Annotated in this window: 20 protein-coding genes, 1 tRNA gene and 1 pseudogene; 9 read left to right on the top strand and 13 right to left on the bottom strand. The window is 70.9% G+C overall.

Annotated elements, in window-relative coordinates; genetic code table 11:
* The first annotated feature begins 128 nt into the window (after positions 1 to 128).
* The 3 genes from OO69_RS16645 to OO69_RS16635 are packed head-to-tail and all read left to right on the top strand — an operon-like array spanning position 129 to position 3,396.
* Positions 129 to 1,499, top strand: coding sequence for an extracellular solute-binding protein (locus OO69_RS16645; protein WP_033281436.1), 1,371 nt, complete (start codon positions 129 to 131; stop codon positions 1,497 to 1,499).
* A 2-nt stretch (positions 1,500 to 1,501) separates the two neighbouring features.
* A complete protein-coding gene (locus tag OO69_RS16640) occupies positions 1,502 to 2,515 on the top strand; it encodes a carbohydrate ABC transporter permease (RefSeq protein WP_051801069.1) in 1,014 nt (337 codons plus the stop codon).
* On the top strand, positions 2,512 to 3,396 hold the full coding sequence (locus OO69_RS16635; protein WP_033281435.1) for a carbohydrate ABC transporter permease: 885 nt from the start codon (positions 2,512 to 2,514) through the stop codon (positions 3,394 to 3,396). Before OO69_RS16640 ends, OO69_RS16635 begins: the two co-directional genes overlap by 4 nt.
* 18 nt (positions 3,397 to 3,414) lie before the next feature.
* Here OO69_RS16635 and OO69_RS48845 read toward each other — a convergent pair whose 3' ends face one another.
* Together OO69_RS48845 and OO69_RS16625 are read right to left on the bottom strand one after the other, a co-directional pair.
* The gene (locus OO69_RS48845; RefSeq protein ID WP_051801068.1) at positions 3,415 to 5,715 is read right to left on the bottom strand and encodes a glycoside hydrolase family 3 N-terminal domain-containing protein; all 2,301 of its coding nucleotides are present in this window, start codon (positions 5,713 to 5,715) and stop codon (positions 3,415 to 3,417) included.
* Positions 5,712 to 6,722: an N-acetylglucosamine kinase gene (locus tag OO69_RS16625; protein ID WP_051801067.1), complete on the bottom strand. Its 1,011-nt coding sequence runs from the start codon at positions 6,720 to 6,722 to the stop codon at positions 5,712 to 5,714. Before OO69_RS16625 ends, OO69_RS48845 begins: the two co-directional genes overlap by 4 nt.
* Before the next feature lie 92 nt (positions 6,723 to 6,814).
* On the opposite strand from OO69_RS16625, the gene OO69_RS16620 reads away from it, so the two are divergent.
* Positions 6,815 to 8,020 carry a glycoside hydrolase 5 family protein gene (locus tag OO69_RS16620; RefSeq protein WP_051801066.1) on the top strand — a complete coding sequence of 402 codons (1,206 nt, stop codon included), beginning with the start codon at positions 6,815 to 6,817 and terminating at the stop codon, positions 8,018 to 8,020.
* Positions 8,021 to 8,023: 3 nt separating this feature from the next.
* On the opposite strand, the gene OO69_RS16615 is transcribed toward OO69_RS16620, so the two are convergent.
* Both OO69_RS16615 and OO69_RS51950 read right to left on the bottom strand, forming a co-directional pair.
* The gene (locus OO69_RS16615; protein WP_033281433.1) at positions 8,024 to 9,502 is read right to left on the bottom strand and encodes a glycoside hydrolase family 3 N-terminal domain-containing protein; all 1,479 of its coding nucleotides are present in this window, start codon (positions 9,500 to 9,502) and stop codon (positions 8,024 to 8,026) included.
* A 21-nt stretch (positions 9,503 to 9,523) separates the two neighbouring features.
* Positions 9,524 to 9,676, bottom strand: coding sequence for a hypothetical protein (locus tag OO69_RS51950; protein WP_158713398.1), 153 nt, complete (start codon positions 9,674 to 9,676; stop codon positions 9,524 to 9,526).
* Between the two features lie 81 nt (positions 9,677 to 9,757).
* Here OO69_RS51950 and OO69_RS16610 point away from each other — a divergent pair, with 81 nt between their 5' ends.
* The 4 genes from OO69_RS16610 to OO69_RS16595 all read left to right on the top strand — a co-directional run bounded on the left by OO69_RS16610 (position 9,758) and on the right by OO69_RS16595 (position 13,888).
* Complete coding sequence (locus OO69_RS16610; RefSeq protein ID WP_033281432.1) at positions 9,758 to 10,783, top strand: lysylphosphatidylglycerol synthase transmembrane domain-containing protein; 1,026 nt, start codon at positions 9,758 to 9,760, stop codon at positions 10,781 to 10,783.
* Between the two features lie 72 nt (positions 10,784 to 10,855).
* Positions 10,856 to 11,362, top strand: coding sequence for a DinB family protein (locus tag OO69_RS16605; RefSeq protein WP_033281431.1), 507 nt, complete (start codon positions 10,856 to 10,858; stop codon positions 11,360 to 11,362).
* Between the two features lie 78 nt (positions 11,363 to 11,440).
* Positions 11,441 to 11,512 (top strand) — tRNA-Lys (locus OO69_RS16600).
* 3 nt (positions 11,513 to 11,515) lie between these two features.
* A complete protein-coding gene (locus OO69_RS16595) occupies positions 11,516 to 13,888 on the top strand; it encodes a hypothetical protein (protein ID WP_033281430.1) in 2,373 nt (790 codons plus the stop codon).
* A 22-nt stretch (positions 13,889 to 13,910) separates the two neighbouring features.
* Here OO69_RS16595 and OO69_RS16590 read toward each other — a convergent pair whose 3' ends face one another.
* On the bottom strand, positions 13,911 to 14,522 hold the full coding sequence (locus OO69_RS16590) for a TetR/AcrR family transcriptional regulator (RefSeq protein ID WP_033281429.1): 612 nt from the start codon (positions 14,520 to 14,522) through the stop codon (positions 13,911 to 13,913).
* Between the two features lie 173 nt (positions 14,523 to 14,695).
* On the opposite strand from OO69_RS16590, the gene OO69_RS16585 reads away from it, so the two are divergent.
* On the top strand, positions 14,696 to 15,154 hold the full coding sequence (locus OO69_RS16585; protein ID WP_033281428.1) for a cupin domain-containing protein: 459 nt from the start codon (positions 14,696 to 14,698) through the stop codon (positions 15,152 to 15,154).
* Between the two features lie 32 nt (positions 15,155 to 15,186).
* On the opposite strand, the gene OO69_RS16580 is transcribed toward OO69_RS16585, so the two are convergent.
* From OO69_RS16580 to OO69_RS16545, 8 genes and pseudogenes are all read right to left on the bottom strand, one after another.
* Positions 15,187 to 16,638, bottom strand: coding sequence for an NADase-type glycan-binding domain-containing protein (locus OO69_RS16580; protein WP_033281427.1), 1,452 nt, complete (start codon positions 16,636 to 16,638; stop codon positions 15,187 to 15,189).
* On the bottom strand, positions 16,635 to 17,201 hold the full coding sequence (locus OO69_RS16575) for a phage tail protein (RefSeq protein ID WP_033281426.1): 567 nt from the start codon (positions 17,199 to 17,201) through the stop codon (positions 16,635 to 16,637). Before OO69_RS16575 ends, OO69_RS16580 begins: the two co-directional genes overlap by 4 nt.
* Before the next feature lie 31 nt (positions 17,202 to 17,232).
* Positions 17,233 to 19,191, bottom strand: a complete 1,959-nt coding sequence (locus OO69_RS16570) for a putative baseplate assembly protein (protein WP_033281425.1) — start codon at positions 19,189 to 19,191, stop codon at positions 17,233 to 17,235.
* A gap of 3 nt (positions 19,192 to 19,194) precedes the next feature.
* The gene (locus tag OO69_RS16565; protein WP_019062855.1) at positions 19,195 to 19,638 is read right to left on the bottom strand and encodes a GPW/gp25 family protein; all 444 of its coding nucleotides are present in this window, start codon (positions 19,636 to 19,638) and stop codon (positions 19,195 to 19,197) included.
* 85 nt (positions 19,639 to 19,723) lie between these two features.
* Positions 19,724 to 21,631 carry a VgrG-related protein gene (locus OO69_RS16560; RefSeq protein WP_033281424.1) on the bottom strand — a complete coding sequence of 636 codons (1,908 nt, stop codon included), beginning with the start codon at positions 21,629 to 21,631 and terminating at the stop codon, positions 19,724 to 19,726.
* Positions 21,631 to 22,353, bottom strand: a complete 723-nt coding sequence (locus OO69_RS16555; protein WP_033281423.1) for a LysM peptidoglycan-binding domain-containing protein — start codon at positions 22,351 to 22,353, stop codon at positions 21,631 to 21,633. The genes OO69_RS16560 and OO69_RS16555 overlap by 1 nt, the downstream gene beginning before the upstream one ends.
* Positions 22,354 to 22,384: 31 nt before the next feature.
* A complete protein-coding gene (locus OO69_RS16550; RefSeq protein WP_033281422.1) occupies positions 22,385 to 22,807 on the bottom strand; it encodes a phage tail protein in 423 nt (140 codons plus the stop codon).
* Positions 22,808 to 22,868: 61 nt separating this feature from the next.
* Positions 22,869 to 23,099, bottom strand: a pseudogene (locus OO69_RS16545) (hypothetical protein); the annotation flags it as partial.

Here is a 23,099-nt window from a genome sequence, read left to right as displayed (position 1 = left end):
CTCTCCCGGAACCTAAAAGCAACACGGGAACCCATTGACCTCCGATGAATTCTGGTCCACCTTTTCATCAATCGGAGTCGAAGTTGGTTAATTGAACCAGCTGTTGGCTGATGCTCAGGAGGGCAGCGATGCGCACAGGAAGACTGACCGGATCGATGGTGGGGATCATCGTCCTGACCCTGACGGCCGCCGGCTGCGGGCTGTCCGGCAGCTCGGGCGACAGCGACTCCACCGCGGGCGGCTGCAATGTGGACAAGGGCAACGTCGGGGCCGGGAAGCTCACCGGCGACGTGAAGGGCGGCATCACCTTCCAGACCACCAACTTGAAGAAGGACTTCGAGAGTTTCTTCAACGGGGTCATCAAGTCCTTCGAGAAGGCGCACCTCGGTACGTCGGTGAAGTGGATCGACGATCCGGGCGACAGCACCTTCACCCAGCGCACCGTGGCCGACGCCCAGGCCTGCACGCTGCCGGACGTCCTCAACCTCAACGCGGAGACGGCGACGTCACTGACGAAGGCCGGCTATCTGCTCAACCTGGGCGTCAAGGACCCCTCGGTCGGCAAGCCGTTCGTCCCCGCGTTCTGGAAGTCCAGCACCTTCAAGGACGCCTCGGGCTCCGCGCTGCACACCGTGCTCCCCTGGTACACCGGCGGCATCGTCCTGACGTACAACACCGACCTGTTGAAGAAGGCCGGTATCGATCCCGCGAAGCCGCCGACGACGATCTTCGGGCTGTTCGCCGACTACGAGAAGATCGCCAAGTCGGCGAAGGGCAAGTACTACGCGACGATGGCCAATCCGATCTGGCGGATCCCGGCGGACTTCGACCAGATGAACATCAAGACCCTTTCCAGCGACGGGAAATCGGCCGTGTTCGCCGACGATCCGCGCACCACGCAGTGGGTCGCCTGGATGGCGAAGCTGTACAAGGAGGGCGCGATGCCGAAGGACTCGCTGTCCTCCAGCAACGACCCGTCCACGCCGTACACGCAGGGCAAGGTCGCCTACGGTTCGACCAACCCGAGCTATGTGCGGTTCGTGAAGCAGAACAGCCCCTCGGTCTACGCCAAGACGGCGGTCGGGCAGCAGCCCTTCGACGCGCTCGGGCACACCACCGGCGCCCCGCAGTACATCTCGGTCGCCGCGACCAGCAAACACGCCCCCGTGGCACTGGCGTTCGCGGAGTACCTCACCAACGCCGAGAACCAGACGGCGTGGGCCAAGGACCCGGACGTGGTGATCTTCCCGACCACGACCACCTCGCTGAACGACCCGTTCTTCCAGAAGGTCAGCGGCGACGACCCGTTCTCGCAGGCTCGCAAGCTGGTCGCCGACCAGCTCAAGACGACCACGGCCTACCAGACCGTCATCTCCCCGGCCGTGCAGACCGCGATCGTCTCCCAGGTGCAGCTGGCCATGCAGGGCAAGAAGAGCGCTGCGCAGGCCGTGAAGGACGCCCAGGCGAAGGCCAACGAGCTGCTGAAGCAGGCTGGTTGACGGTGGCGACGCAGACCGCGAAGCCGGTGACCGTGCCCGGTACGGAGGCCGTCGTCTCCGCACCGGGCACGTCCCGCATACGTAAGCTCGCCCGGGCCGCCCTCCCCGGTCCCGCCCCCGGCGCCAACGGGGCGGCACTGTACCGCCGTTGGTGGCTGCCCTGGCTCTGGACCGCGCCGGCGATCGTCTGCGCGGCGGTGTTCGGGGTGTTCCCGTTCCTCAACACGCTGCTGCTGTCGTTCACGGACGCCAAGCCGCTCGGCGGCGCCGCGGGCTTCGTCGGGCTCTCCAACTACACCCGGATGATGGGTGATTCGGACTTCTGGCTGGCGACCCGCAACAGCGTCCTGTACGCCGTGATCGTCGTCCCCCTGATGGTGCTGCTGCCCCTCCTGCTGGCCGTCCTGGTGGAGAAGAACCTGCCCGGCATCGGCTTCTTCCGCTCCGCCTTCTACACCCCGGTGCTCGCCTCCAGCGTGGTCGTCGGACTGAGCTGGCAGTGGCTGCTGGCGGACGACGGACTGGTCAACACCTGGCTGGAGAGAGCCCACTTGATCCGGTCGGCGATCCCCTTCCTCTCCGACTCGTGGCTGATCCTGCTCTCCGCGATGGGGCTGACCCTGTGGAAGGGCCTCGGCTGGTACATGGTCTTCTACCTGGCCGCCCTCGGGAACGTTCCAAAAGAGCTGCACGAGGCCGCCTCCATGGACGGCGCCGGTGCCGCCCGCCGCTTCTGGCACATCACCGTGCCCGGCGTACGCCAGGCGATGATGCTGGTCGGCACCCTCACCGGCATCGGTTCGCTGCGCGTGTTCACCGAGATCTACATGCTCGGCAGCTCCACCGGCGGCCCCGGCGGCGCCGACCGCACGCTGCCCTTCTACATCCGTGACGTCGGCCTGGACCCCATCACCGGCAACGCGGGCTACGGCTCGGCGGTGAGCGTGGCGCTGTTCGTCCTGACCCTGGGCCTGACCCTGCTGGCGCAGCGCCTCACGAAGGAGGACGAGTCATGACGACGACCGCCGTGCGCCCCAAGTCCCGCCGCCTGACACCGCGTTGGCGCGACTACGGCCGCCCCCGCGAACTCCTCGTCCGCTACCTGCTGTTGCTCATGGTCCTGGGCCTCACGGTCGGCCCCCTGATCTGGCAGCTCCTGGCCTCGCTCAAGGGCACCGGTGAGGACGTCTTCGGCGCGAACGCCTCCCTGCTGCCCCACCACCCGACCCTGCACGCCTACCGCGAGGTCTTCAGCCAGGTCCCGGTGGTGACGTACATCAGGAACAGCCTGATCGTCGTACTCCTGTCGGTGGCAAGCCAGTTGCTGTTCTCCACCACCGCCGGCTACATGCTCTCCAAGCCCGCATGGAAGGGCCGCAGGGCGGTCTGGATCCTCCTCGTCGCCTCGATGATGTTCCCCTTCGAGTCGATCATGGTGTCGCTCTTCCTGAGCATCCGCGACCTGGGTCTGGTCGACAACGTGGTGGGCGTGTGGCTGCCCGGCTTCGTCGGCGCGATCAACGTCCTGCTGATGCGCGGCGCGTTCCTCGCGGTACCGCGCGAGATCGAGGACTCCGGGATGCTGGACGGCGCGAGCGAGTGGCAGCGCTTCCGCTACCTCTATCTCCCGTCCGCGTGGGGCGCGATCATGGTGGTCACCATCAACACCTTCATCAGCGCCTGGGACGACTTCCTCTGGCCCCTGATCGTCCTCCGCTCCGAGGACCACATGACGCTGACGCTGGGCCTTTCGCGGCTGCAGAGCTCGTCGTTCGGCTACGACCAGCGGGTGGTGATGGCGGGTTCGGTGATCTCCGTGATCCCGGTGCTGGTGCTGTTCGTCATCACCCAACGCTGGTTCTACAAGGGCGTGTCGGCGGGAGCGGTCAAACTCTGAGCGTCAGGCTTCGAACCGTCAAGCTCTGAGCCGTACGACGACGGGCTCGACGGCGAGCGCCGCCCGCGCGGATTGCGCGACCCGCACCTCCACGGCACCGACCTGCCCCAACTGGTCGGTGCCGAAGGGGATTTCGACCCTACGACCCTCTCCCGGGGCCAACTCGACTGCCTGGAAGGCGTGCAGTTCGAGCGTGCGCGGCCAGACCGGGGTGAGCAGCCGCCGGATGTACACCTGGACGACCGAACGGCCGTGGCGCTTCCCGGTGTTGGTGACGTCGACCTCGATCGCGTTCCCCGCGACGCGCGGCGGCCCGTACTCGAAGCTCGTGTACGACAGCCCGTGCCCGAAGGAGTAGCGCGGCTCGGCATCGGCGTCCACGTAACCGCCGTACTCGGTGTCCTTGTGGTTGTAGTAGATGGGGAGTTGGGCCACCGAGTGAGGGATGGAGACGGGCAGGCGGCCGGTCGGTTCGGCTCGGCCGAGCAGGACCTCGGCGATGGCCTCGCCGCCCCACGGGCCGGGGTACCAGGCGGTGAGCAGGGCACCGGCATGTTCGGGGACGACATGCGGGCGGCCCTGGATCAGGACGAGCGCCGTGGGTGTGCCGGTGGCGGTGACCGCGTCCAGGAGGGCGAGTTGGGCGCGGCCGAGGCTCAGGCCCGCGAGGTCCACCCCCTCGCCGCAGGTCATCTCCGAAACGGCGTTCCGTGCCGCCCCGTTGGCGTCGAAGTCCGTGTCGGGGGTCCGGGCGCTGCTGCCGCCCAGCACCAGCACCGCCAGGTCGGAGGCGGCGGCTGCGGCGACCGCCTCGGGGATGCCGGAGAGGTCGCCGCCGGTGAGGGAGCAGCCGGGGGCGTGGCGGATGTCGGTGCCGGGCGGGGCGAGTTGGCGTAGGCCGTCGAGGACGCTGGTCCCCGTGCCGGGGTGCTGGGGTGCGGTGTAGTCGCCCAACTGGTGTGCGGTGGTGGCCGATTGGGGGCCGATGACCGCGATCCGGGAGGTGGTTGCCGGGATGGGCAGGACTCCGCCGTCGTTGTGGAGGAGGGTGACGGCGGCTCGGGCGAGGGCGGTGCTCAGTTCCCGGCCTCGGTTCGGGGGCGGCAACTCGGTTGTGGCGTAGGGCTGTTCGAAGAGGCCGAGTTGGAACTTCAGGCGGAGCACGCGGGCCACGGCCGCGTCGACGGTCTCCTCGCTCACCAGCCCCCGCTCGACCGCCTCCTCCAGATGCGTGAAGCCCTCGTCCCACAGGCTCAGGTCGACACCGGCGTTGAGGGCGAGTGCGCCCGCCGAGACCTTGTCGCCGGTGATGCGGGCCAGGCGGTCCACGGCGAGGCCGTCGGCCATGACCAGGCCCTCGAAACCCCAGTTGTCGCGCAGGAGTTGGGTCAGCAGGGCGCGGTTGCCGGAGCAGGGCAGGCCGTCGACCTCGTTGTACGCCGACATGAGGGCGGCGGCACCTGCGCGGACTCCGGCGCGGGCGGCGGGGAGGTGGATCTCGTGGAGTTCGCGGAGGCCGAGCTCGGACTCGGCGGAGTTGCGGCCGCCGACTGTGGCGCCCTGGCCGGCGAAGTGCTTGAGGACGACGGGGGCTTTGTCGGGAGCGAAGCGGGCTCCGATGACCGGTCCCTTGTCCGGCGCGAACCCCGCGTGTGCGACGGGGACTTGGTCGGTCGCGGACCCCGCCGCCATGTCGCCCTGCATGCCCCTCACGAGGGCCTCGGTGAGGCGGGCGGCGAGGTGCGGATCCTCGCCGAAGCACTCCTCCGTGCGGCCCCAGCGGGGGTCGCGGGCGATGTCCAGGGCGGAGACAAGGGCCAGGTGGCCGCCACGGGCACGGAGTTCGGCGGCGGCGTGGGCGGCGGCCCGCTCATACAGGTCGGGGTCCCAGGTGGCGCCGACGGCCAGGTTGACCGGGAGGACCGTGCCGTCCAGGGCCATGTGGCCGTGCGGTACCTCCTCGACGAACAGCGCCGGGATGCCGAGTCGGCTGCTCGCGATGACATGGCGTTGCACCAACTCGGCCAGGGCGGCGCTGTCTTGGGAGCCGGGGCCGTTGGAGTGGTCGACGCCGGACCAGGCGTCGGCGCGGAACAGGCCGTAGAGCGCGCCGAGTCCGGCGAAGCGGTCGGTCTCGGCGCGGAGGGCGTCGGTGAGTTCGTAGCCCTCGGCCGTGCCGCGGTAGGCATTCCAGCCGTACATCCGCTGGTTGAGCTGGCCGACCTTCTCGCACAGGGTCATCCGGGCGAGGAGGTCGGAAACCCGCGTGCCTATAGGGGCGTTGGGGTCGCGGTAGACGGGGGTGGTGGGGTCGGTCATCGGGTGTCACCGTCGTAGGCGAGTCGGGCGAGGGCGACCGCGCCCCGGCAGCCGTCGGGTACCCAGTCGAGGGCGAGGCCGAGGGTGCGGAGGCGGGCGGTGAGGAGGGTCGTCAGCGGGCCTTCGGGGCCGAGCAGACCGCCGGTGGCGACGATTCGCTCACCGGGGCCCGGATCCAACGCCCCTACCGTGTCGGCCAGTTGGTCTGCCGCCTCGTCGAGGATGCCTTCCGCCACGGTGTCCTTCTCCCCCGCCGCCTCGACCACCAGTGGGGCGAACCGGGCGAGGCGGATGGGGAGTTCGGCCATCACGGCGGGGAGTACGTGCATGCGGTAGGCCTCGCGGCGGGCGCGGGACCAGTCGCCGTCGGCGGGCAGGACCTCGTCCGGCACCCCGAGTGCCTGGCCGACGGACCCGGCCAGCACGGTCGTAGGGCCGCGTCCGTCCGCCATGCGCAGGGCCGCGCGTACCGCGCTCCGGCCGATCCAGAAGCCGCTGCCGTCGTCGCCGAGGAGCCAGCCGTCGCCGTCCACGCTGGTCGTGGTGCGGCGGTCGGTGATGCGCAGGGCGACCGCGCCGGTGCCTGCGACCAGGGCGAGGCCGTCGGCCGGGGTGCCGGGGGCGGAGGCGAAGGCCGCCTCGATGTCGCTGCAGACGCGGATCCGGTCGGCGGGGATGCCGAGGCGTCGCAGCGCGGCGGTGAGGGCGGTGCGGGCGTTGACGTGTCCCGGGTCCTCGGTGGAGGCGGCCGTGGCGCCGGCGAAGCCGCCGGACACGGCGACAACACGGGCGCGTGCCTCCTCGGGGACGGCCTGTCCGATCGCCTCGACCAGGTGGTCGGTGAGGCGCGGGACCGGGACGGTCAGGGCGTTGCCGGGGCCGGCCGCGCCCTCGCCGAACGCGCGCCCGTCCTCGGCGGCGGCGAGGACGGCGCGGGTACGGGTGCCGCCGGCGTCGAGGCCGACGACGAGGTCCCCGGTGAATTCTTGGTTCAAATCATTGCTCATCACTGACTATGGTGGTTGATACATTCGCGCGGAACAAGAGCCGACGACACAGATGACACAGACAGGGCAAGACCGGACCTGGGGAGGATCCCATTCCTACGCTCCGCTTCGGCGTCAACTACACGCCGCGCCGCGGCTGGTTCCACTCCTGGCACGACTTCGACCCGGCGCACGCCCGCGAGGATCTGGCCCAGATAGCCGGGCTCGGCCTGGACCACGTCCGGATCTTCCATCTCTGGCCGCTGCTCCAGCCCAACCGCACGCTGATCCGCCGGACCGCCGTGGATCAGTTGGTGCACCTCGTCGACCTGGCGGGCGAGGCGGGCCTCGACGTCCTCGTCGACGGCGTCCAGGGCCATCTGTCGAGCTTCGACTTCTACCCGGAGTGGACCCGCAGCTGGCACCACCGCAACGTGTTCACCGACCCGGAGACGATCACCGCCCAGGCGGAGCTGATGCGCACGCTGGGCAGCGCGCTGGCCGACCGCCAGAACCTGATCGGGCTCCAACTCGGCAACGAGCTCAACAACTTGGTGGAGCACAACCCGGTGACGGTGGCCGAGGTGGACCACTATCTCGACACCCTGCTGGCCGCCGCGCGGGAGAATCTCCCCGCCGATCGCCTGGTCACGCACTCCGCGTACGACGCGGCCTGGTACGGCGACGACCACCCGTTCACCCCGGAGGCCTCGGCCCGCAAGGGTGATCTGACCACCGTCCACCCGTGGGTGTTCTCGGGTGACTGTGCCCGCCGTTACGGGCCGCGCTCCCCGCAGGTGCTCCATCTCGCCGAGTACGGAACGGAGTTGGCCAAGGCGTACGCCACCGACCCGGCCCGCCCGGTCTGGGTCCAGGAGACCGGCGCGCCCGAACCGCACATCCCGGCGGCCGACGCCCCGGAGTTCGCGCGGGCGACCGTGCGCAACGCGGCCGAGTGCGCGGGCCTCTGGGGCGTGACCTGGTGGTGCTCGCACGACGTGGACCGCTCGCTCGCCGACTACCCCGAACTCGAGTACACGCTGGGCCTGTTCGACTCGGCGGGCCGTCCCAAGCCCATCGCCGAGGCCTTCGCCGAAGCGATCGCGGAGCCGCACACCGTCCAACTCCGGGAGACCGCGCTGGTGTTGGACTGCACCCCGGGCACCCGCTCGGTGTCCGGGCCGGGAGGGGCGTACTTCGAGGAGTGGACGCGGCTGCGGACGGAAGGCGTCCGCCCGGCTGTCGTCCTGGCCGAACGCGCGGAGGACGCGGGGTACTTGGCGGCGCGGGGCATCAAGGAAGTCGTACGGCCGACGTGACCGTCAGGCGCCCGCGAGTACCTCCGCGACCGCGCGCAGGTTGACCCGCCCGCGGCCGTAGGAGCAGAGGGCGCCGCCCTCCGGCAACCCCGTGTCGACCAGGACGGCGTCGGGTCGCCAGGCCGCGAGCGTGTCGCGCAGCCGGGCCTGCCAGGGGTGCAGACCGGCGTCGGACGTGGCGACGACCAGCGGCGCGCCCGCCCGTACGATCCCGTCGACGAGGGCGGCGGGGTCGGCCGGTTCCGTGTTGAGCGCGGTGCCGGTGGCCGTGGGGTCGATCGCGCGGAGTTCGGTGAGGAGGTCCTCGCCGCCCCAGTTCAGGGCGGGGTGCGGGGCCGGGAACAGGTCGACGACGTGGGCGCCGCGCAGGGGCGGGGGCAGGGTCCGGGTGCGTACGGCGCGGCGGGCCGCCTCCAGGCCGGCGTCCGCGTCCCAGGCGGTGACCGTACGGCGCGGGGTCGCGTACCGCTCGGCGAGCCGTCGTACGCGACCGGCGGCCTCCCACACCCGCTCCTCGGGCAGCAGGCCCGAGTGCAGCGCGTCGAGCACGGCGTCCCGGCACGCCAGGGTGACGTCCAAGTCCGGTACGGCGACGATGACTTGGTCCGCTCCGGCGGCGAGGGCGATACGGGCTCCGGCGGCCTCGCCGTACGCGTCGGCTATCGCCTTCATCTCCAGGGCGTCGCTGACGAGGACGCCGTCGAAGCCGAGTTCCAGGCGGAGCAGATCGCCGAGGATGCGGCGGCTGAGGGTGGCGGGGCGGTTGGCGTCCAGGGCCGGGAAGACGACGTGGGCGCTCATCAGCATCGGTACGCCCGCGTCGATGGCGGCGCGGAACGGCGCGAGGTCGACGAGGAGTTCGTCGTACGGGCGCGGGTCCGTGGCGACACCGTGATGGCTGTCGGTGATTGTGCCGCCGTGGCCCGGGAAATGCTTGGCACAGGAGGCGATGCCGCGTCCGTCGGTGGCGGTGATCCAGGCGCGCAGATGGCGGGCGGCCAGAGCGGGATCGGCGCCGAAGGAGCGGGTGCGCACGATCGGGTTGCGCGGTTGGTGCTGAAGGTCGGCGACGGGTGCGTACGAGGCGGTGATGCCCAGTGTGGCGAGGTGACCCGCGAGCGCGTCGGCGCAACGGGCGGTCAGGGCCGGGTCGTCGACGACTCCGAGGGCGTAGGAGCCGGGAGCGTCCGGGGCGTCCGCGCTCACCAAGTGGCCGATTCCGCCGCCCTCGTTGTCGATGGCCACGAGCAAGTCCGGCCGGATGGAGCGGAGTTGGTCGGTGAGCCGGCGCACCTGCTCGGCGTCGCGGACATTGCGGGTGAACAGGATGACGCCGCCGAGGCCGCGGTCGATGAGCCGCTTGAGCGGGTCCGGCACGGTCGTCGCGCCCTCGAACCCGGCAACCAGACAGCGGTGGGCCGCCTCGTCGAGGTCGACGGGCAGGGCGGTGACGGCGGCGGACGTACGCTCGGCGTGGGTCATACTGGAATTCAAATGGCTCGCTCAACCTAAAGTCAACAAACCGATGGATTGTTGATTCAGGCAATGATCTGGGGTGGTGGAGTGGGCGGTGAAGTGGGCGGTGAAGTGGGCGATGTCACGGATGATGCCGATGGTGCGCCCGGTGCGTTCACCCGGGCCCTTCAAGCCATTCACGCCGTCCGCGTCGCCCAGCCGCCCGCGCCCCTTCCGCTGACGGACACCACGACGTCATACCGGACGGGAACGTTTCGCAACGTGTCCCTGCTTCCGCTCGAAGAGATCCCCGGGCCGCTCCCCGTCTCCACCCCCGGCCCCGCTCCCGCCCCCGCCCCCTTCCGCCTCCCCTCCGCCGCGCGCCTCGCCACCAGGATCCTGACCCTGCTGCCCCTGCTGCTGATCGCGGTGTGGGCGGCGGTCGACTGGCGTGCCATGTACGACGGCACGGCCCGGCTCGCCTCCGCCGACCCCTGGTGGCTGCTCGCCGCGTTCTTCTTCACCTGCCTCGGCTGGGGCACCGCCGCCCTCGTCCGCCAGGGTGCGGTGCCCGAGCGGCTGCCGACCGGGCTGCTGATCGCCTCGCAGTTCGCCGCGGGCGCCGCCAACCACGCGCTGCCGGCCAGCATCGGCGCCCACGCCGTGACGCTGCGCTTCCTCCAGGGCCGCGGCATCCCCCTCGCCCGCGCCACCGCCTCGCTCGCCCTGTACTCACTCGTCCGGCCGATCGCGAAGACCATCGTCCTGATCGCCTTCCTCATCACCTTCCCCGAGATGCTGAGGTTCGGCCAACTCGTCCCGCGGGGCTGGTCGTTGGTCCTCGCCTTCGGCGGGCTGGGCATCGCGTTCGGCACGGCCGCCCTGCTCCTGGCCCTCGTCCCCCCGCTGCGCCGCCCGGTCCTCCGCTGCTTCCGCACCGCCCTGACCGACGTACGCCAGCTGCATACCATGCCCAGCCGCGTCCTCGCCCTGTGGGGCGGAGCGGCGGCCGCGCCGGTACTGCAGGCGACCGTGATCTTCTCGGTCGGCGCCTCACTCGGCATGCCGCTGTCCTGGCCCCAGGTCGTCCTCGCGTTCCTCGCCGCCAGCACCGCGGTCGGCGCGGTGCCCGCACCCGGCGGGATCGGCCCCGTGGACGCGGCGACGGTCTTCACGATGGTCGCGTTCGGCGCCCCCATGGACCTGGCCACGGCGAGCGTCATCGGCTACCGGGTGCTGACGGTGTGGGTGCCGTTGCTGCCGGGGGCGTTGATGCTGTCGGCGCTGGTCCATCGGAAGGTGCTGTGACCTTGCCGCGAGCGGCGCATTCGCCGACGAGGCTGTACCGAGGTTCGCCATCGGCATCTGTAGTGTGCCGAAATGACGAGAAGCGAGCGGCTCGCGGACCAGCTGGACTGGTACTGGCAGAAAAACCTGCGGCCCCGGCTGGACGGTCTCACCGATGAGGAGTACTTCTGGGAGCCGGTGCGCGGCTGCTGGAACATCCGTCCGCGGGGCACGTCGGACACGCCGATGTCGGAAGGTTCGGGGGAATGGACGAGGGACTTCGCGTCCCCCGGCCCGGTGCCGTCACCGGTGACGACGATTGCCTGGCGGCTGGCGCACATCGTCGTCAGCTGCCTCGGCTACCGGGTCGGATGGCACTTCGGCGGCCAGGACATGGAGTCCGAGACATTCGCCTACGCCGGGGTCCGCAAGCTCTCGGACGCCGACCTGGAGAATCCGCCCGCGGTGGGTCCCGAGCGGTTTCCCATGGAGGGCATCGTCCTGCACGTCAACAGGGAGCTGATCGCTCACGGCGCCGAGATCTCCCTGCTGCGCGACCTCTACCTCTGGCAGGACGGAGCCGCACCGCACCGAGTATGACGTTACGGTGAGTGGGAGGGGCTACGACCGAAATCCCCTTGTACGACGGCCCGTTCCGCGTCTAACGTCCCTGCTCATCGGCGTGTAGCTCAGCAGCAGAGCACCGGGCTCTTATCCCGGAGGGCGCAGGGGCAGGACCTGCCACGTCGGCTTATGAACGACGACGCTGACCAGCAGCACCTCACCGCCAACCCCGGCTATGCCCAGGGTCAGTTGGCCAAGGCCTTCACGACCGCGCTGACCCACGAGGACGCCGACACCCGCCGTCGCGCGGAAGGCCGCGTGACGCGCTGGCGCGCCGTGCTCGCAGGGATGTCCGGCGGCCTGCTGTCGATCGGTTCGCGCACCCCGGTGGCCGGGCTCCCGGCCTGGGTCACCCCCGAGGCGGTGCACGGCGGCTTCGCCACGGGCACCCCGGGCGCGGGCGGCCCGCTCCAGCCGTACGAGACGCGGCTCGCGGAGCGGTTCGGCGTGCCCGCGGACCGGCGGGCGCTGTTCGCGCACTGTCTCACCGACCCCGGACTCGCCTGGCTGTGGGGGCAGTTGAACAGCGGGCGTTACGAGGTGACCGTGCCCGAGGAGGGCGCGCTGCTCACCATGGCCTGGCTGGTACGGCACGGGGAGACGGCCGCCGCGCTGGACCTGGTCGCGGAGTTGGAGCCGTTCGCGGATCAACTCCGGTTCCTGCCACGCCCGTCGGCCGGTCGGCCCGCGTCGGACGCCTCCGACGCGCTGCACCGCCGTACCGTCTCCGACACCGTGGACCGGCTGGTCCGGCGGCGTCCCAACGCGGCCGTGGAGACACAGCGCGAGGCACTCGCCGTATGGCAGCCGTTCGGGGACGAGTTGCTCGTCCACTGGCTGGAGACGGCGGGCGGGGAGGGTGGTCGGGTGCTCGAACTCGTCCCGGATGCCGGCTGGTTGGCGCGCGGCTCCGCACTGTTGAGCCGGTACCGGCAGCTGGCCGACGAGCACACCCACTGCGGGAAGCACCGTAACCCCAAGGAGAACCTGGGCATTCTGCGCGGCGTGCTGGAAGAGACCGTCGCCGGGCGGGCGTTGGACGCGCGGCGGCTCGGCCTGCTGCGGCACGCCGTCGCGTCGATGGTGCGGCGACGCGGTCTGCCAGGCTCCGCCCCGCACACGGAACTGCGCCGGGTGCAGCGGGCCCAGGCCGCGCTCCCCTCCCACCACGCCCTGGCGCAGGTGCTGGTGGGCCGCCTCGCCGGGCTGCCCCAGGAGTCGGGCCTCGCCGACCTCGCCCCCGTACTCGCCCCTGTTTCCGAACCGGAGGAGCAGGCGACCGGCCTGCCCGCCGGTGCTCAACTCCCGCCCGTGCTACGGCGGGTGATCGAGGGCGCGCTGAGCGCACCGGTAGCCACCCTCGTGGAGCGGGGAGTCGTCCCCTCGGCCGAGGTACTGGCAGCACTGGTACCGCGGTTGGTCGCCGTCACCACCGCACGGAGCTACGACGACCCGGCGCTGCGGACCCTGATGGCCGCGAACTACCGCGCGTTCCGCAACCGCCGTTCGCTGCTCCTGCTCAACCTGGAACGGCAGGTCCGGATCGAGGAACTGCCCTGGGTGCGGGCGGTGGCCGCGCAGCGCGGCGACGGATCCGCCGAAGCGGCCCTGCTGCTACGGCAGTTGGGCGAGCTGGCCGTGCGCGGGTTCCCGGGCACGATCCTGCCCAACCCGCTCGTGCGCGAACTCGGCGTGCTCGCCCGCCAGTCACAGCTGGGCGCCCCGCTGGTGGAGGAGCTGGCCGCCGACATCTTCATGGACGCCTTCGGCCCCAAGTTCCTTGTGGCGGCGGGGATCGCGGGCGAGTTGCTCGGCGGTTCGCTGTACGAGCGGTACTACGGCATCGACTACGCGGCGATCCGCGAACTGGCGATCGCCGAAGCGAGCGAGTCGGCCGGCCGGGGCCGCGCGGACCGGGCCAGGCCCCGTACGTCCCCGGGGTTCGCGCGGCTGTGCGCGGAGCGGGCCACGGCGGCGTCCTCGGCTCCGGACCGGTCCAAGTCCGGTTCCTCGTCCGGGTCCTGGGTCGCGGCCAACGGCAAGGTGATCGAGCAGTCCCAGATCCTGACCACGCACAACCTGGCCACCCTTGTCCACCGCGTCGGCATCGCCCCCGAGCCCGGCTGGGCCGACCTCGCGCGCCGCTGCTTCGGCACCGTGTGCCGGCTGGCGGCCCGGGTGCACCGCAACCCGTGGCCGTACCCCACGATCAAGGACGCGGCGTACGCCTGGCGGCAGTTGGTGTTCCATCTGTCCCTCTGCCCGCCCGCCGAACAGCGCCGCGTACTCGACGAGTTGGATGCGGAGGCGGCCCGCCACCCGGCCCACGTCACGGCCCGCCTCGCGCCCGCGCTGGCAGGGCTGCGCCTGGTCGCGGACGGCGGCACCTTCACCCCCGACGGCACGGCGGACGGAAGCCGCGCCCGCCGTCTCCTCGGCTGGAGCACGGACGGCCACTGGCTGGCGACGGACCCAACCGCCGTAGAGACAAAGGACAGTTGAGAGCCCGGCGCGCAGGCCCCCTCTAACTCTCCGCCGCGCGCACCGCCGCCTCCGTCAAGGTCTTCGCGGTGGCTACGGCGCTGGTGATCGCCTCGTCGGGGGTGAGGCCGCACTGGTCGGTGAGGGTGAACAGGGCGTCCGAGGCCATGACCACCGCGAGGCCCCGCTTGAGCTGGGTGAACGCGTCCGGGTCGGTCTCGCCGAGGGTGGCCGCCAGGGGTGCGAGCGCGTGGTCGATGAGGCCGAAGCGGATGCCGGGGCGCATGTTCGCCGTGTCGGGGCGGACGATGGTCGCGGCCATCATCGCGCGCACCCCGCCCTGCCGGGCCAGGGTGCCGCGCAGCAGGAACTCGCAGGCGAACGCGATCCGTTCGACCGGGTCGCGGGAGTCGGCGACCGGGCCGAGCGCGTCGACGGGGTCGGGCCAGACGCCGGCCAGGGCCTCGCCGATCAGCGACGGGAGGTCGGGGAAGTAGCGGTAGGCGGTGGCCTCGGAGACCAGGGCGACGCGGGCCACCTCGGGCATCGTCACCTCGCTGCCCGTGCCGATCAGCCCGCGTGCCGCCTCGACGATCGCCGTACGGGTGCGCTTCTTCTGGTTGCTGCGGCCCGTGTCCGTCTGTGCTGTCGCCATCGGTGCGTCACTTCCCCGTATTCGCTCGTCGCTGCCGTCCGTCACCCCTACATTATCACGCTCAGCTCTCATTGTAAGAGCGAGCTTGCATAACGAGAGGTGCCCGACTAGCGTCCGTAGGGCGCGCCACCGCGACGAGCGCACAACTGGCGCCACACACAAGGGAGTCGGCGATGAACGAGGTTTCCGTGGTCGGTCCGGACGACGGCGAGTCGATCCAGCTGGGGCCGGTCACGATGCGCATCCTGGAGGACGGCGGCACCACCGGCCACCGGCTCGGCATCGGCGAGATCACCCTCGCCCCGCACACCCAGGGCCCGCCGCAGCACCGCCACGCCCAGCACGACGAGGGGTTCTACGTGGTCTCCGGCACCGTGCACTTCACCATCGGCGAGACCGTGCACATCGCCCCGGCGGGCACCCTCGCGATGATCCCGCCGGGTGCCCCGCACACCTTCGCCAACCCCGGCGACGAGCCCGCGGTGATGGTCAACACCTTCACACCCGACGTGTTCGTGCAGTACTTCCGCGATCTGCGGGACATGATCGCGGGCGGCCGGGAGTTCAACACCGAGTCGACGATCGAGACGATGAGCCGCTACGGCACGGTCCCCGCGACCGACTACGCGTAAATCACCGCACCCGCCGCTTCATTGACTGCCCGTCAGGAGCTGCCCGAGTTCGACGGGCCGAAGAACTCGATCTCGGCGATGGCCACTTGCTTGCTCCCGGAGGTTCCGTAGGCGGACTCGATGGTGAAGCGGACCGAGGTGACCGTGCCGACGCGGAAGGAGCGGCGCTGGGCTCCCGCCCCCTGGTCCAGGGTGATCTGGCGGGTGATCGTCTTGCCCTTGGCCGTGGTGATCACCGCCTCGATCCGGTGCGGGAGCGCCGACTGGCCGATCTGGTCGGGGCGGGTGGAAACCCCCGGGGTGATCATCAGGTCGAGCAGCCGCGTCGGCTCGTCGAACTGCGCCTCCAGCCACTGACCCTGGCCCGCCTGGCTCACCCCCGGCCCCCACCAGGTGTTGTTCAGCCGGTCGAAGGCCAGCTCCGGCTTGTGACCCGGGAAGGAGCGCGAGGCGCTGACGCGGTCCGGGTAGACGGGGGCCCGCTTGGCGAAGTGGTCCTTGGTCGCGTCCACGGCACGCGGGATGTTGACGGCCAGCACGATCAGCAGCGTCAGCACGATCGCGGCACCGAGCCAGGTCAGCACGCGGTCGAAGGTGCGGCGCAGCCGGGGCCGGTCGCCCGCCCATGGGATCTCGCCGTTCCGGAACGCGAACAACCGCCGCCACCAAGGCAGTTGGCCGGGGGCGTGCGCCTCTCCGGCCATGGGCATCGCGCAGCGGGCGCAGTAGTGCCGGTCGGGGCGGTTCGCCGTGGCGCACCAGGGGCAGGGGACTCCGCCGGCGGCTCCGGGTTCGACACCGGGTGCCCGTACGGACTGGGGGCGCGCGGCGACCGGGCGGCCGGGCAGCACCGGGGCCACGGACGGGGCCTGGCGGGGCTCCGGGTCGGAGACCGGGACGAGGAGCCGCCGGGCGCGCTCGGCCTCGGACTCCGGTTCCGGTCCCGGTTCCGGTTCCGGGGAGGTGGCGGGGACCGGTTGGGTGGGGGCGGTGTCGGTCGGTGAGGGGGTGCGGGCGGTGCCGCCGCGGTTCGCGTACGGCGCGTCGGGCGCGGGCGTCGGGTCCGTGGTCGGGTGGGTCGTAGCGGCGCCGGATGCGTGAGGGGTCGTAGAACCGCCGTTCGCCGGCTCCTGCCGGGAGCCCGCGCCGACCGAGTCGTACGAGCCGCCGGCGGCGAGGGCGTCCAGGCGCAGGGACAGGGCGTCGAGTCGGGCGGCGGGGTCTTCCGAACCCGAACTCCCTTGCCCTGACGGCTCGTTCGTGCCCCGTGTGTCCCGGCGGGTGCGGGGCAGGCCCGCGCTGTCGGACTGGGGGAAGGCGTCCCAGCCCGGTTCACCGGCGGCGCCCTCGCCGCGCTCGGCCGGGGCCCCGGTGCGGGCGCCCGCGCGGTCCGTCCAGCTCAGGACGGCACCGCAGGCGTCGCAGAACGACTGGCCCGGTTCCGCGCGGGTTCCGCATTCGGCGCAGCTCTGGGTGGTCGTCATCTCTCGGGGTTCCTTTCGGCGAGCACGGTGGCGGTCACCTGGACCGTGTACGGCATATGGGCGGGACGGGCGGCCGCCACGAGGGCGTCCAGGCGGTGCGTGTCCAGGGTGGTCGGCGCGGGCAGCTGCAGATGGACGTGGAGCCGGGGGCTGCGCTCGCCTGGGACCGGTCCAAGCGGGCGGGCGTTCCAGTCGGCGGCGCCGCTCTCGGTGATCTCCGGTTCGGCCCCGAACGCGAGCCGGACGGCCTCGGCCAGTCCGCGCCGGGTACCGCGGATGCGGTGCAGGTACGTCGCCGCGGCTACGGCGGCCCGCAGCCGCTCCTCCGGTTCGCTTCCGTCGGTCTCGGCACCGACCCAACTCCCCAGCCACTGAACGAAGTCGAGCGGTGCGAGCGACGGCCGGAAGTACGTGTCGAGGCAGTCCAGCACACTCAGGATCGGCGCTACGACCTCGTCGAGACCGGCGACGAAACGCTGGGCGAGGTCGTCGTCCGCGAACACGGCGGGCAGCATGGCGCCGATCGGCGCGGACGAGCCGAGCCCGTCAACTGACCCTCTCAACGCAAGCCTCCCCACCGGGAGTTGATGGTGTTCACGCGCCGTCTCCGATCACGCGGACGCGGTGGTCGAAGGAGAACACCAGTGACGGCCGCTCCAGGTCGATGCGGTCGGTGGGGTCGCCGCGCTTGCCGGTGAGCGGATCGGCGGGGTGGAGGACGACCTCGTCGACCAACTCAACGCCGGGTACGCGCTGGAGCACCGCGAAGACCTCCCCGGACTGCACCGGGCGCCCGAACGGCCAGCCCTTCCCGTCCGATCCGCCGGTGAGCGGGTCGAGGTGGCGGTAGAGGGCGTCGTGGGCCTGGCGGCGAACCCGGTCGGTGTCGACGCCCCGGAAGGCGTGGACCGTGGCGACGACGGTGACGCCCTGATAGAAGGGTGGCCCGACCGCCAACCGGGTCCCGATGAGCCGCCGTTCGTCGAGATGCCGGGTGATGCGCTCCAACAGGGCGTCTCCGGGCACGAGTTGCTCGAAGCGCAGTCGGCCGCCCGGGTCGGGCACGGCCTGCGGGACCACCAACACCCGTACGGCGTAAGCCCCGTGCTCCTCCTCGTCGCCCTCCAGGCAGGTGATGCGCGCGGTCTCGGGGGCGGCCCGGCGGGAGAGTTCCTCGTAGTCCCGGAGGGTGACCGCCCGTTCCTGTGCGCGCAGGGTGATCGGTGCGCGAGTCTTGGCCTCCTGGACGGTCTCGCCGTCCACTCCCCCGCGTGCCGCCTCGCGGTTGACGACCTCGGAGACGTACGGGATGGAGCTGCGCAGGATCTGCACCGCGCCGCGTGCCACGTTGCCGGACCGGCCGCCGCCGGTGCGATAACGGCGGGCGCGGATCACCGAGCCCTTGGGGGCGACCATGCCGTACTGGCGCAGGGAGCCGTCGGGTTCGCGGACGGCGGGTCCGAAGGCGAGTTCGCCGGTGGCCGCGTCCAGGGTGATGTGGCGGTCGTCGGGGCCGGAGGCGGCGAAGTGCGGGACGACCTGCCAGTCGGTCCAGCCCTCGTGCTCGGCGGTCTGGAGGAGGAGGGGTACGGCGTCGCCGACGACCGGTGTGTGGGAGAGCCGCAGGCGTTGTCCGGGCAGGCCGGTGGACTCCCCGAGGGCCTCGTCGTAGACCGTGTCTGCGTGGACGACGGTGGTGGTGCCGCCGATGGTGAAGGCCTCGGCGGAGCGGACGGTCGGCGAGGTGGTGTAGAAGGGCTGGTCGGAGTGGGGTTCGGTGACGCGGCAGCGCAACCAGCCTGCTTCCTGGCCCCCGTTGCGGGACAGGGTGTGGCCACCGGGGATGTGCAGGACGACCGCGCCGGGGCGGTTGAGGCCACCGGTGCCGTCCCGGTCCACCTCGCACGCCTGCCAGCCGTCGGCGGTCCACGCCTCCCACACCAGGGGCGGTTGGCGCGGGTCGACGCCAACTCCGTCTACGCGGCTGTCGAGTTCGAGGGCGAGGGCGCAGTGCGGGACGGCGGCGGTCAGCCCGAACAGCATCGAGTCGCCGGGGTCGGGCGACTCGGCGAAGCACATGACGTGGTTGCCCTCGGCCAGGTCGTGCGTGCGGTCGACGACCTGCTTGCCCCGGTGCTGCACGACGAGATGCCTCAACGCGCTGGGTACGACGGCGAGTTCGCGCTCGGTGGCGAAGACGACCGCCTCCTCGCCCTCGGTGCGCATCGTCGCGACCTCGGTGCCGAGCGGCACCTGCACCGCTTCCTCCTGGGGCGCCGACAGCCAGAACGTGACGTCGGTGCGGGCCGCGGACGGCGGGAAGAGGGTGATGCCGACCAGGTCGAGAAACGCCAAGTGGTTCTTGTCCGGTACCCGGTTGAGGCGGTAGACGATCTGGTCGGCCATGTGCGCGACCGTCTCGACGAGGGTGACGCCGGGGTCGGAGACGTTGTGGTCGGTCCACTCCGGGGCGCGCTGCTGGATGTAGCGCTTGGCGTCGTCGACGAACTGCTGGAAGCGGCGGTCGTCGAGGTTCGGGGAGGGCAGGGCCATCGGTCAGTTGTCGCTTTCAGCAGCCGTGCCGGGCGTACCGGAGGTGTCCGGCTCGTCGTGGGACGGGATGACGTAGAAGGGGAAGACGAGGCTGCGCGGGTTGTTGGTGCCGCGGATCGAGTAGCGGACGTCGATGTACAGCACGCTCTGCTCGGTGCCCGCGGTGACCTCGACGTCGTCGACCTCGATGCGCGGCTCCCAGCGGTCGAGGCTGACGTGCACCTCGTGCTGGATCCGGCCCGCCGTCTGCTCGTTGACCGGCGCGAACACCAGGTCGTGGATCGCGCAGCCGAAGTCGGGCCGCATCGGCCGCTCGCCCGGCGCCGTCGACAGGACGAGCCGGATCGCCTCCTCGACCTCGCGTTCCCCGCTGACCAGCGCGATGCCGCCGGTCGGTCCGATGCGCAGCGGGAACGACCAGCCGGAGCCCACGAATTGTTCGGCCATCAGACAACACCCGCCCGTTCCTTGCCCGTTGGGCCACGCATGGCCCTGCCCGTTGAGCCGCTCTTGTCCTTGCCCGTTGGGCCGCTCATGCCGGAAGCACCACCGGGACAAGGCCGTTGAGGGTGACCACGCCCATGATCGGCACGGTGATGGCCCGAATGCCCACGTTGCCGATGGAGTTGACCTGCACGCTCCCGCCCGCGGTGAGCATCGCGTTGCCGAGCGCCTTCATGTTGAGGGCGCCCATCGCGTCCAACGTGATCGCTCCGGTGGCCGACTTGACGTTGATCAGCCCGCGTCCCTCGATGTTCAGCGGGCCGCCGCTCTTGATCGTGAGACTGCGCCGGGCGCTGAGGGTGAGATCGGTACCGGCCTCGACCGACACCGCGCGGCTGCCCTTGATGGTGACCGCGCCCTTGCTGTCCACCACGATCTCGGTGTTCGTGCGGTCCAGGGTGATGGTCAACTGCTTGTCCCCGGAGGCCAGTCGGACGCCTTGCTTACGTCCGCCGGTCTTCTGGCTGAGCAGGTCCATCCGGTTGCCGTCCCGGTCGGAGACGGTGTGCCGGCTCGCCTTCTTCCGTACGGCGTCGTGCAGCGGAACGTCACCGACCACGGTCGGTTTGTCCTTGCCGTTGTAGAGCCCGCCGATCACGAACGGGTGGTCAAGTGCCCCCCGGTCGAAGGCGACCAGCACTTCGTCGTTGACGTCCATGGGGAAGATCCCGCCCCCACCGAGCCCGCCCCACTGGACAGTTCGGGTCCAGTCGCTGACGTATGTGTCGTCGAGCCAGGGGAACTGCAACCTCACCCGCCCCTGCTTCAGCGGGTCATTGACGTCCGTGACCAGGGCGTTGGCGACACCGGGCAGCCGGGGCGCGGTCTCCGAGCCGCCCGAGGCGAGCCCGTACAGCGAACGCCACTGCCGTCCGCTGACCGTCACCCAGGTCTCGTAGTGCTTGCCGTCGCCGAAGACGTGCCGTACGGAGGTGGCCGTGTACTTGCCCTCGAAGGGTGGGCCCACGTCCGCGAGCGCGACCGGAACTCCCGGGCGCAGTTTGGGATTTCCGCGCGCGACGACCTCCAGCTCGGCGAAGGAGGACGTCACGTCGTCGGCGAGCGCGGCGGCGGCGAACTTCACCTCGTTCTGCTTGTCGTAGGGCGTGCCCGTCTCGACCAGCTTGGCCGTCTTGAACTTGCCGGCCGCCGCGCCCGGGGTGGTCCCGATACCGATTGACGGATTGGAGGCCCCGGGCGAGGTGGCGGTGAGCTTCTTCTTCGTGGTGACGTCCCAGCCGCGCGCCTCGACCGTGCCGACCTGGTCGGCGGCGGTCACGGCGGCCCGCAGCCGCAGGATGTCGTGCCCGGCCTGGAGCACGAACGGGCTCTTGTCGCCGTCGGTTTCGGGCGACGGCGCACCGGACGACGGCTTCGGCTCCACGAACTGGAACTTGCCGTCCGCGTCGACCGACATCACCATCTCGTTCTCGTCGGCGAGCCGGGCGAGGAAGTCCCAATCGGTCACGTTGGACTGGGAGATGAACTCATACACGGTCCGCGTGGACGTGATCTTCCCGATCGGCACCCCGTCCTGGGCGGCGAGTTTGCGGGCGATGTCGGACGCGCTCTGGTTGCGGTAGGCGGCGACCCGGCGCTGGCGCAGCAGCCGGTGCCCGAAGTCGTAGCCGCGTACGACGGTGAAGGTGCCGGTGCCGTCGTAGTCGGCCTCAAGTCCCGTGACCTCACCGGTCAGCAGCGGATCGGAGGCGCCCTGTCCGTCGGCGACCGGCGCGATGACGATCTTCGTGCCGAAGGTGACACCGAGCTTGCCGAGGATGAGCCGGTACGGGTCCCGGAAGGTGAGCCGGAACGCGGCCGGGACGCCGACGCCCTGGTCGACGTAGCTGTCGACGAGGTAACGGGCGTACTCGGAAGGGATCTTGGCGCCGCCGATCTTCACCTCGACGACGTTCGAGAACGCGGACTTCACCATCAGGAACGCACCTCCTCGGCGGACGGCAGCACGAGTTCGACACCGTTCGCGAGCCGCGTCGGGTCGTCGATCCCGTTGGCCTCGGCGATCGCCCGCCACGCGGCGGAGTCGCCGTACTCCCGCCAGGCCAGCGACTGCAAGGAGTCCCCTGCTACGACCCGGTGGACGCGCTGCGCGGTGAGCGCGCCCGAAGTCGGGTTCTGGCCCTTGGTGTTGCTCGGGATCTCGTGCAGTTGGAGTCGGCAGGTGGCGCGGATGGGTACGCCTGTGGTCCCGAAGAGCGAGTAGGCGGCTTCGACGGAGGAGACGTAGGCGGTGAAGCGGGCGGTGGAGAAGGAACCCCACTGGAACACGACCCACGGCGGTGAAGGCTGTTTGGCCGCAATGGACTTGGTGGTCACGTCGCAGCACGCGAGGAGCGACTCGACCTTCTTCAGTACGGAGTTGCTGGTCGGCTCGTCGGAGGAGTCGAGGAAGATCTCCACGCCCATCTCGCGCGGCTGCGAACCCATGAACTCCGGGAGGGAGCCGTCCCGTTCGATCTGTGCGGGGGTCGTCTTCCACTGGGCGCGGCGGGTGAGGGACAGTTGCGCGGGGTTGAAGTCGAAGGCGAAGGTCTTGATGAGCCCGCCCGGGGTGGTGCTGCCCCCGACGGGTGGCTCATGTATCGCGAGGCCGGCCCGGACAAGGCTCTTGCCGGCGCCCCTGCTGGTGGTGGCCATGGTCTTGCTCTCCCTTCCTCCGCCGCCGCGCTCAGTCCGTGAATCCGTGGTGCGCGATCTCCAGAACCTCGGTGGCGACCGCCGGTCCGGACGGGTCGAGGGAGGGGCCCTGCCAGCTGACGGGCAGCACGTCGATCAGCCCCCAGTGCGCGACCTCCGAACCGTCCGCGCGCAGGGCCGCGATCTGGCCGGTGGGGCGCTTGATCCCGGTCTGCACGGAGGAGATCCACTTGGCGACCTTCGCGGTGTCCGGGGTGAGCGGTCGGGTCAGCCGGATGGTGGAGAAGGTGACACGGGTGGGGAGTTGCCAGACGAAGCCGTTGTTGCCGCCCTCCTGTCGGTGCTCGATCTCCACCGTCGACGACAGCCCGTCGCACCCGTTGAAGTAGCCGAGGCTCTCGCCGTCGATGCTGAGGGTGAACCAGATGGTGGAGCCCGGGTCGAGGCGGGACATCGGGGGTGGGCCTTTCTGTTGTCGCGTCGGGGTGTGGTTTTGGTTCTGGGTCCGGTTCCGGTCAGTGGCGGGGGTCGCGGAGTTTGCCGATCCGTTCGCGGTCCAGGCGGAGTTCCGTGCGGATCAGGCGGGTGATGCGGCCGATGATCCGGTGCACGAGTTCGTCGAGCTGGAAGTCGGTGAGGTCTCGGGGGTCGAACTGGCCTGCGGGGATTGCCTCGTAGGCCGGGGGTGGGGGGTCGGAGGCGTTGGCGGTGGTGCTCGGGGAGTACGGGGGCTGTCTCTTATACAC

Origin of the sequence: Streptomyces sp. NRRL F-525, from assembly GCF_000716605.1 — a bacterium.
Lineage (GTDB): Bacteria > Actinomycetota > Actinomycetes > Streptomycetales > Streptomycetaceae > Streptomyces.
Note: the sequence above shows the minus strand (reverse complement) of the source record. Positions and strands in the feature narration are given on the sequence as shown.

What these genes read in the sequence shown, in the direction of transcription:
- OO69_RS16615 (WP_033281433.1), bottom strand. Translation starts at nt 9,502, where the DNA reads ATGACCCACGCCGAGCGTACGTCCGCCGCCGTCACCGCCCTGCCCGTC.
- OO69_RS16625 (WP_051801067.1), bottom strand. Translation starts at nt 6,722, where the DNA reads ATGAGCAATGATTTGAACCAAGAATTCACCGGGGACCTCGTCGTCGGC.
- OO69_RS16635 (WP_033281435.1), top strand. Translation starts at nt 2,512, where the DNA reads ATGACGACGACCGCCGTGCGCCCCAAGTCCCGCCGCCTGACACCGCGT.
- OO69_RS16645 (WP_033281436.1), top strand. Translation starts at nt 129, where the DNA reads ATGCGCACAGGAAGACTGACCGGATCGATGGTGGGGATCATCGTCCTG.
- OO69_RS16595 (WP_033281430.1), top strand. Translation starts at nt 11,516, where the DNA reads ATGAACGACGACGCTGACCAGCAGCACCTCACCGCCAACCCCGGCTAT.
- OO69_RS16565 (WP_019062855.1), bottom strand. Translation starts at nt 19,638, where the DNA reads ATGGCCGAACAATTCGTGGGCTCCGGCTGGTCGTTCCCGCTGCGCATC.
- OO69_RS16560 (WP_033281424.1), bottom strand. Translation starts at nt 21,631, where the DNA reads ATGGTGAAGTCCGCGTTCTCGAACGTCGTCGAGGTGAAGATCGGCGGC.
- OO69_RS16550 (WP_033281422.1), bottom strand. Translation starts at nt 22,807, where the DNA reads ATGTCCCGCCTCGACCCGGGCTCCACCATCTGGTTCACCCTCAGCATC.
- OO69_RS48845 (WP_051801068.1), bottom strand. Translation starts at nt 5,715, where the DNA reads ATGACCGACCCCACCACCCCCGTCTACCGCGACCCCAACGCCCCTATA.
- OO69_RS16585 (WP_033281428.1), top strand. Translation starts at nt 14,696, where the DNA reads ATGAACGAGGTTTCCGTGGTCGGTCCGGACGACGGCGAGTCGATCCAG.
- OO69_RS16570 (WP_033281425.1), bottom strand. Translation starts at nt 19,191, where the DNA reads ATGGCCCTGCCCTCCCCGAACCTCGACGACCGCCGCTTCCAGCAGTTC.
- OO69_RS16580 (WP_033281427.1), bottom strand. Translation starts at nt 16,638, where the DNA reads ATGACGACCACCCAGAGCTGCGCCGAATGCGGAACCCGCGCGGAACCG.
- OO69_RS16605 (WP_033281431.1), top strand. Translation starts at nt 10,856, where the DNA reads ATGACGAGAAGCGAGCGGCTCGCGGACCAGCTGGACTGGTACTGGCAG.
- OO69_RS16555 (WP_033281423.1), bottom strand. Translation starts at nt 22,353, where the DNA reads ATGGCCACCACCAGCAGGGGCGCCGGCAAGAGCCTTGTCCGGGCCGGC.
- OO69_RS16590 (WP_033281429.1), bottom strand. Translation starts at nt 14,522, where the DNA reads ATGGCGACAGCACAGACGGACACGGGCCGCAGCAACCAGAAGAAGCGC.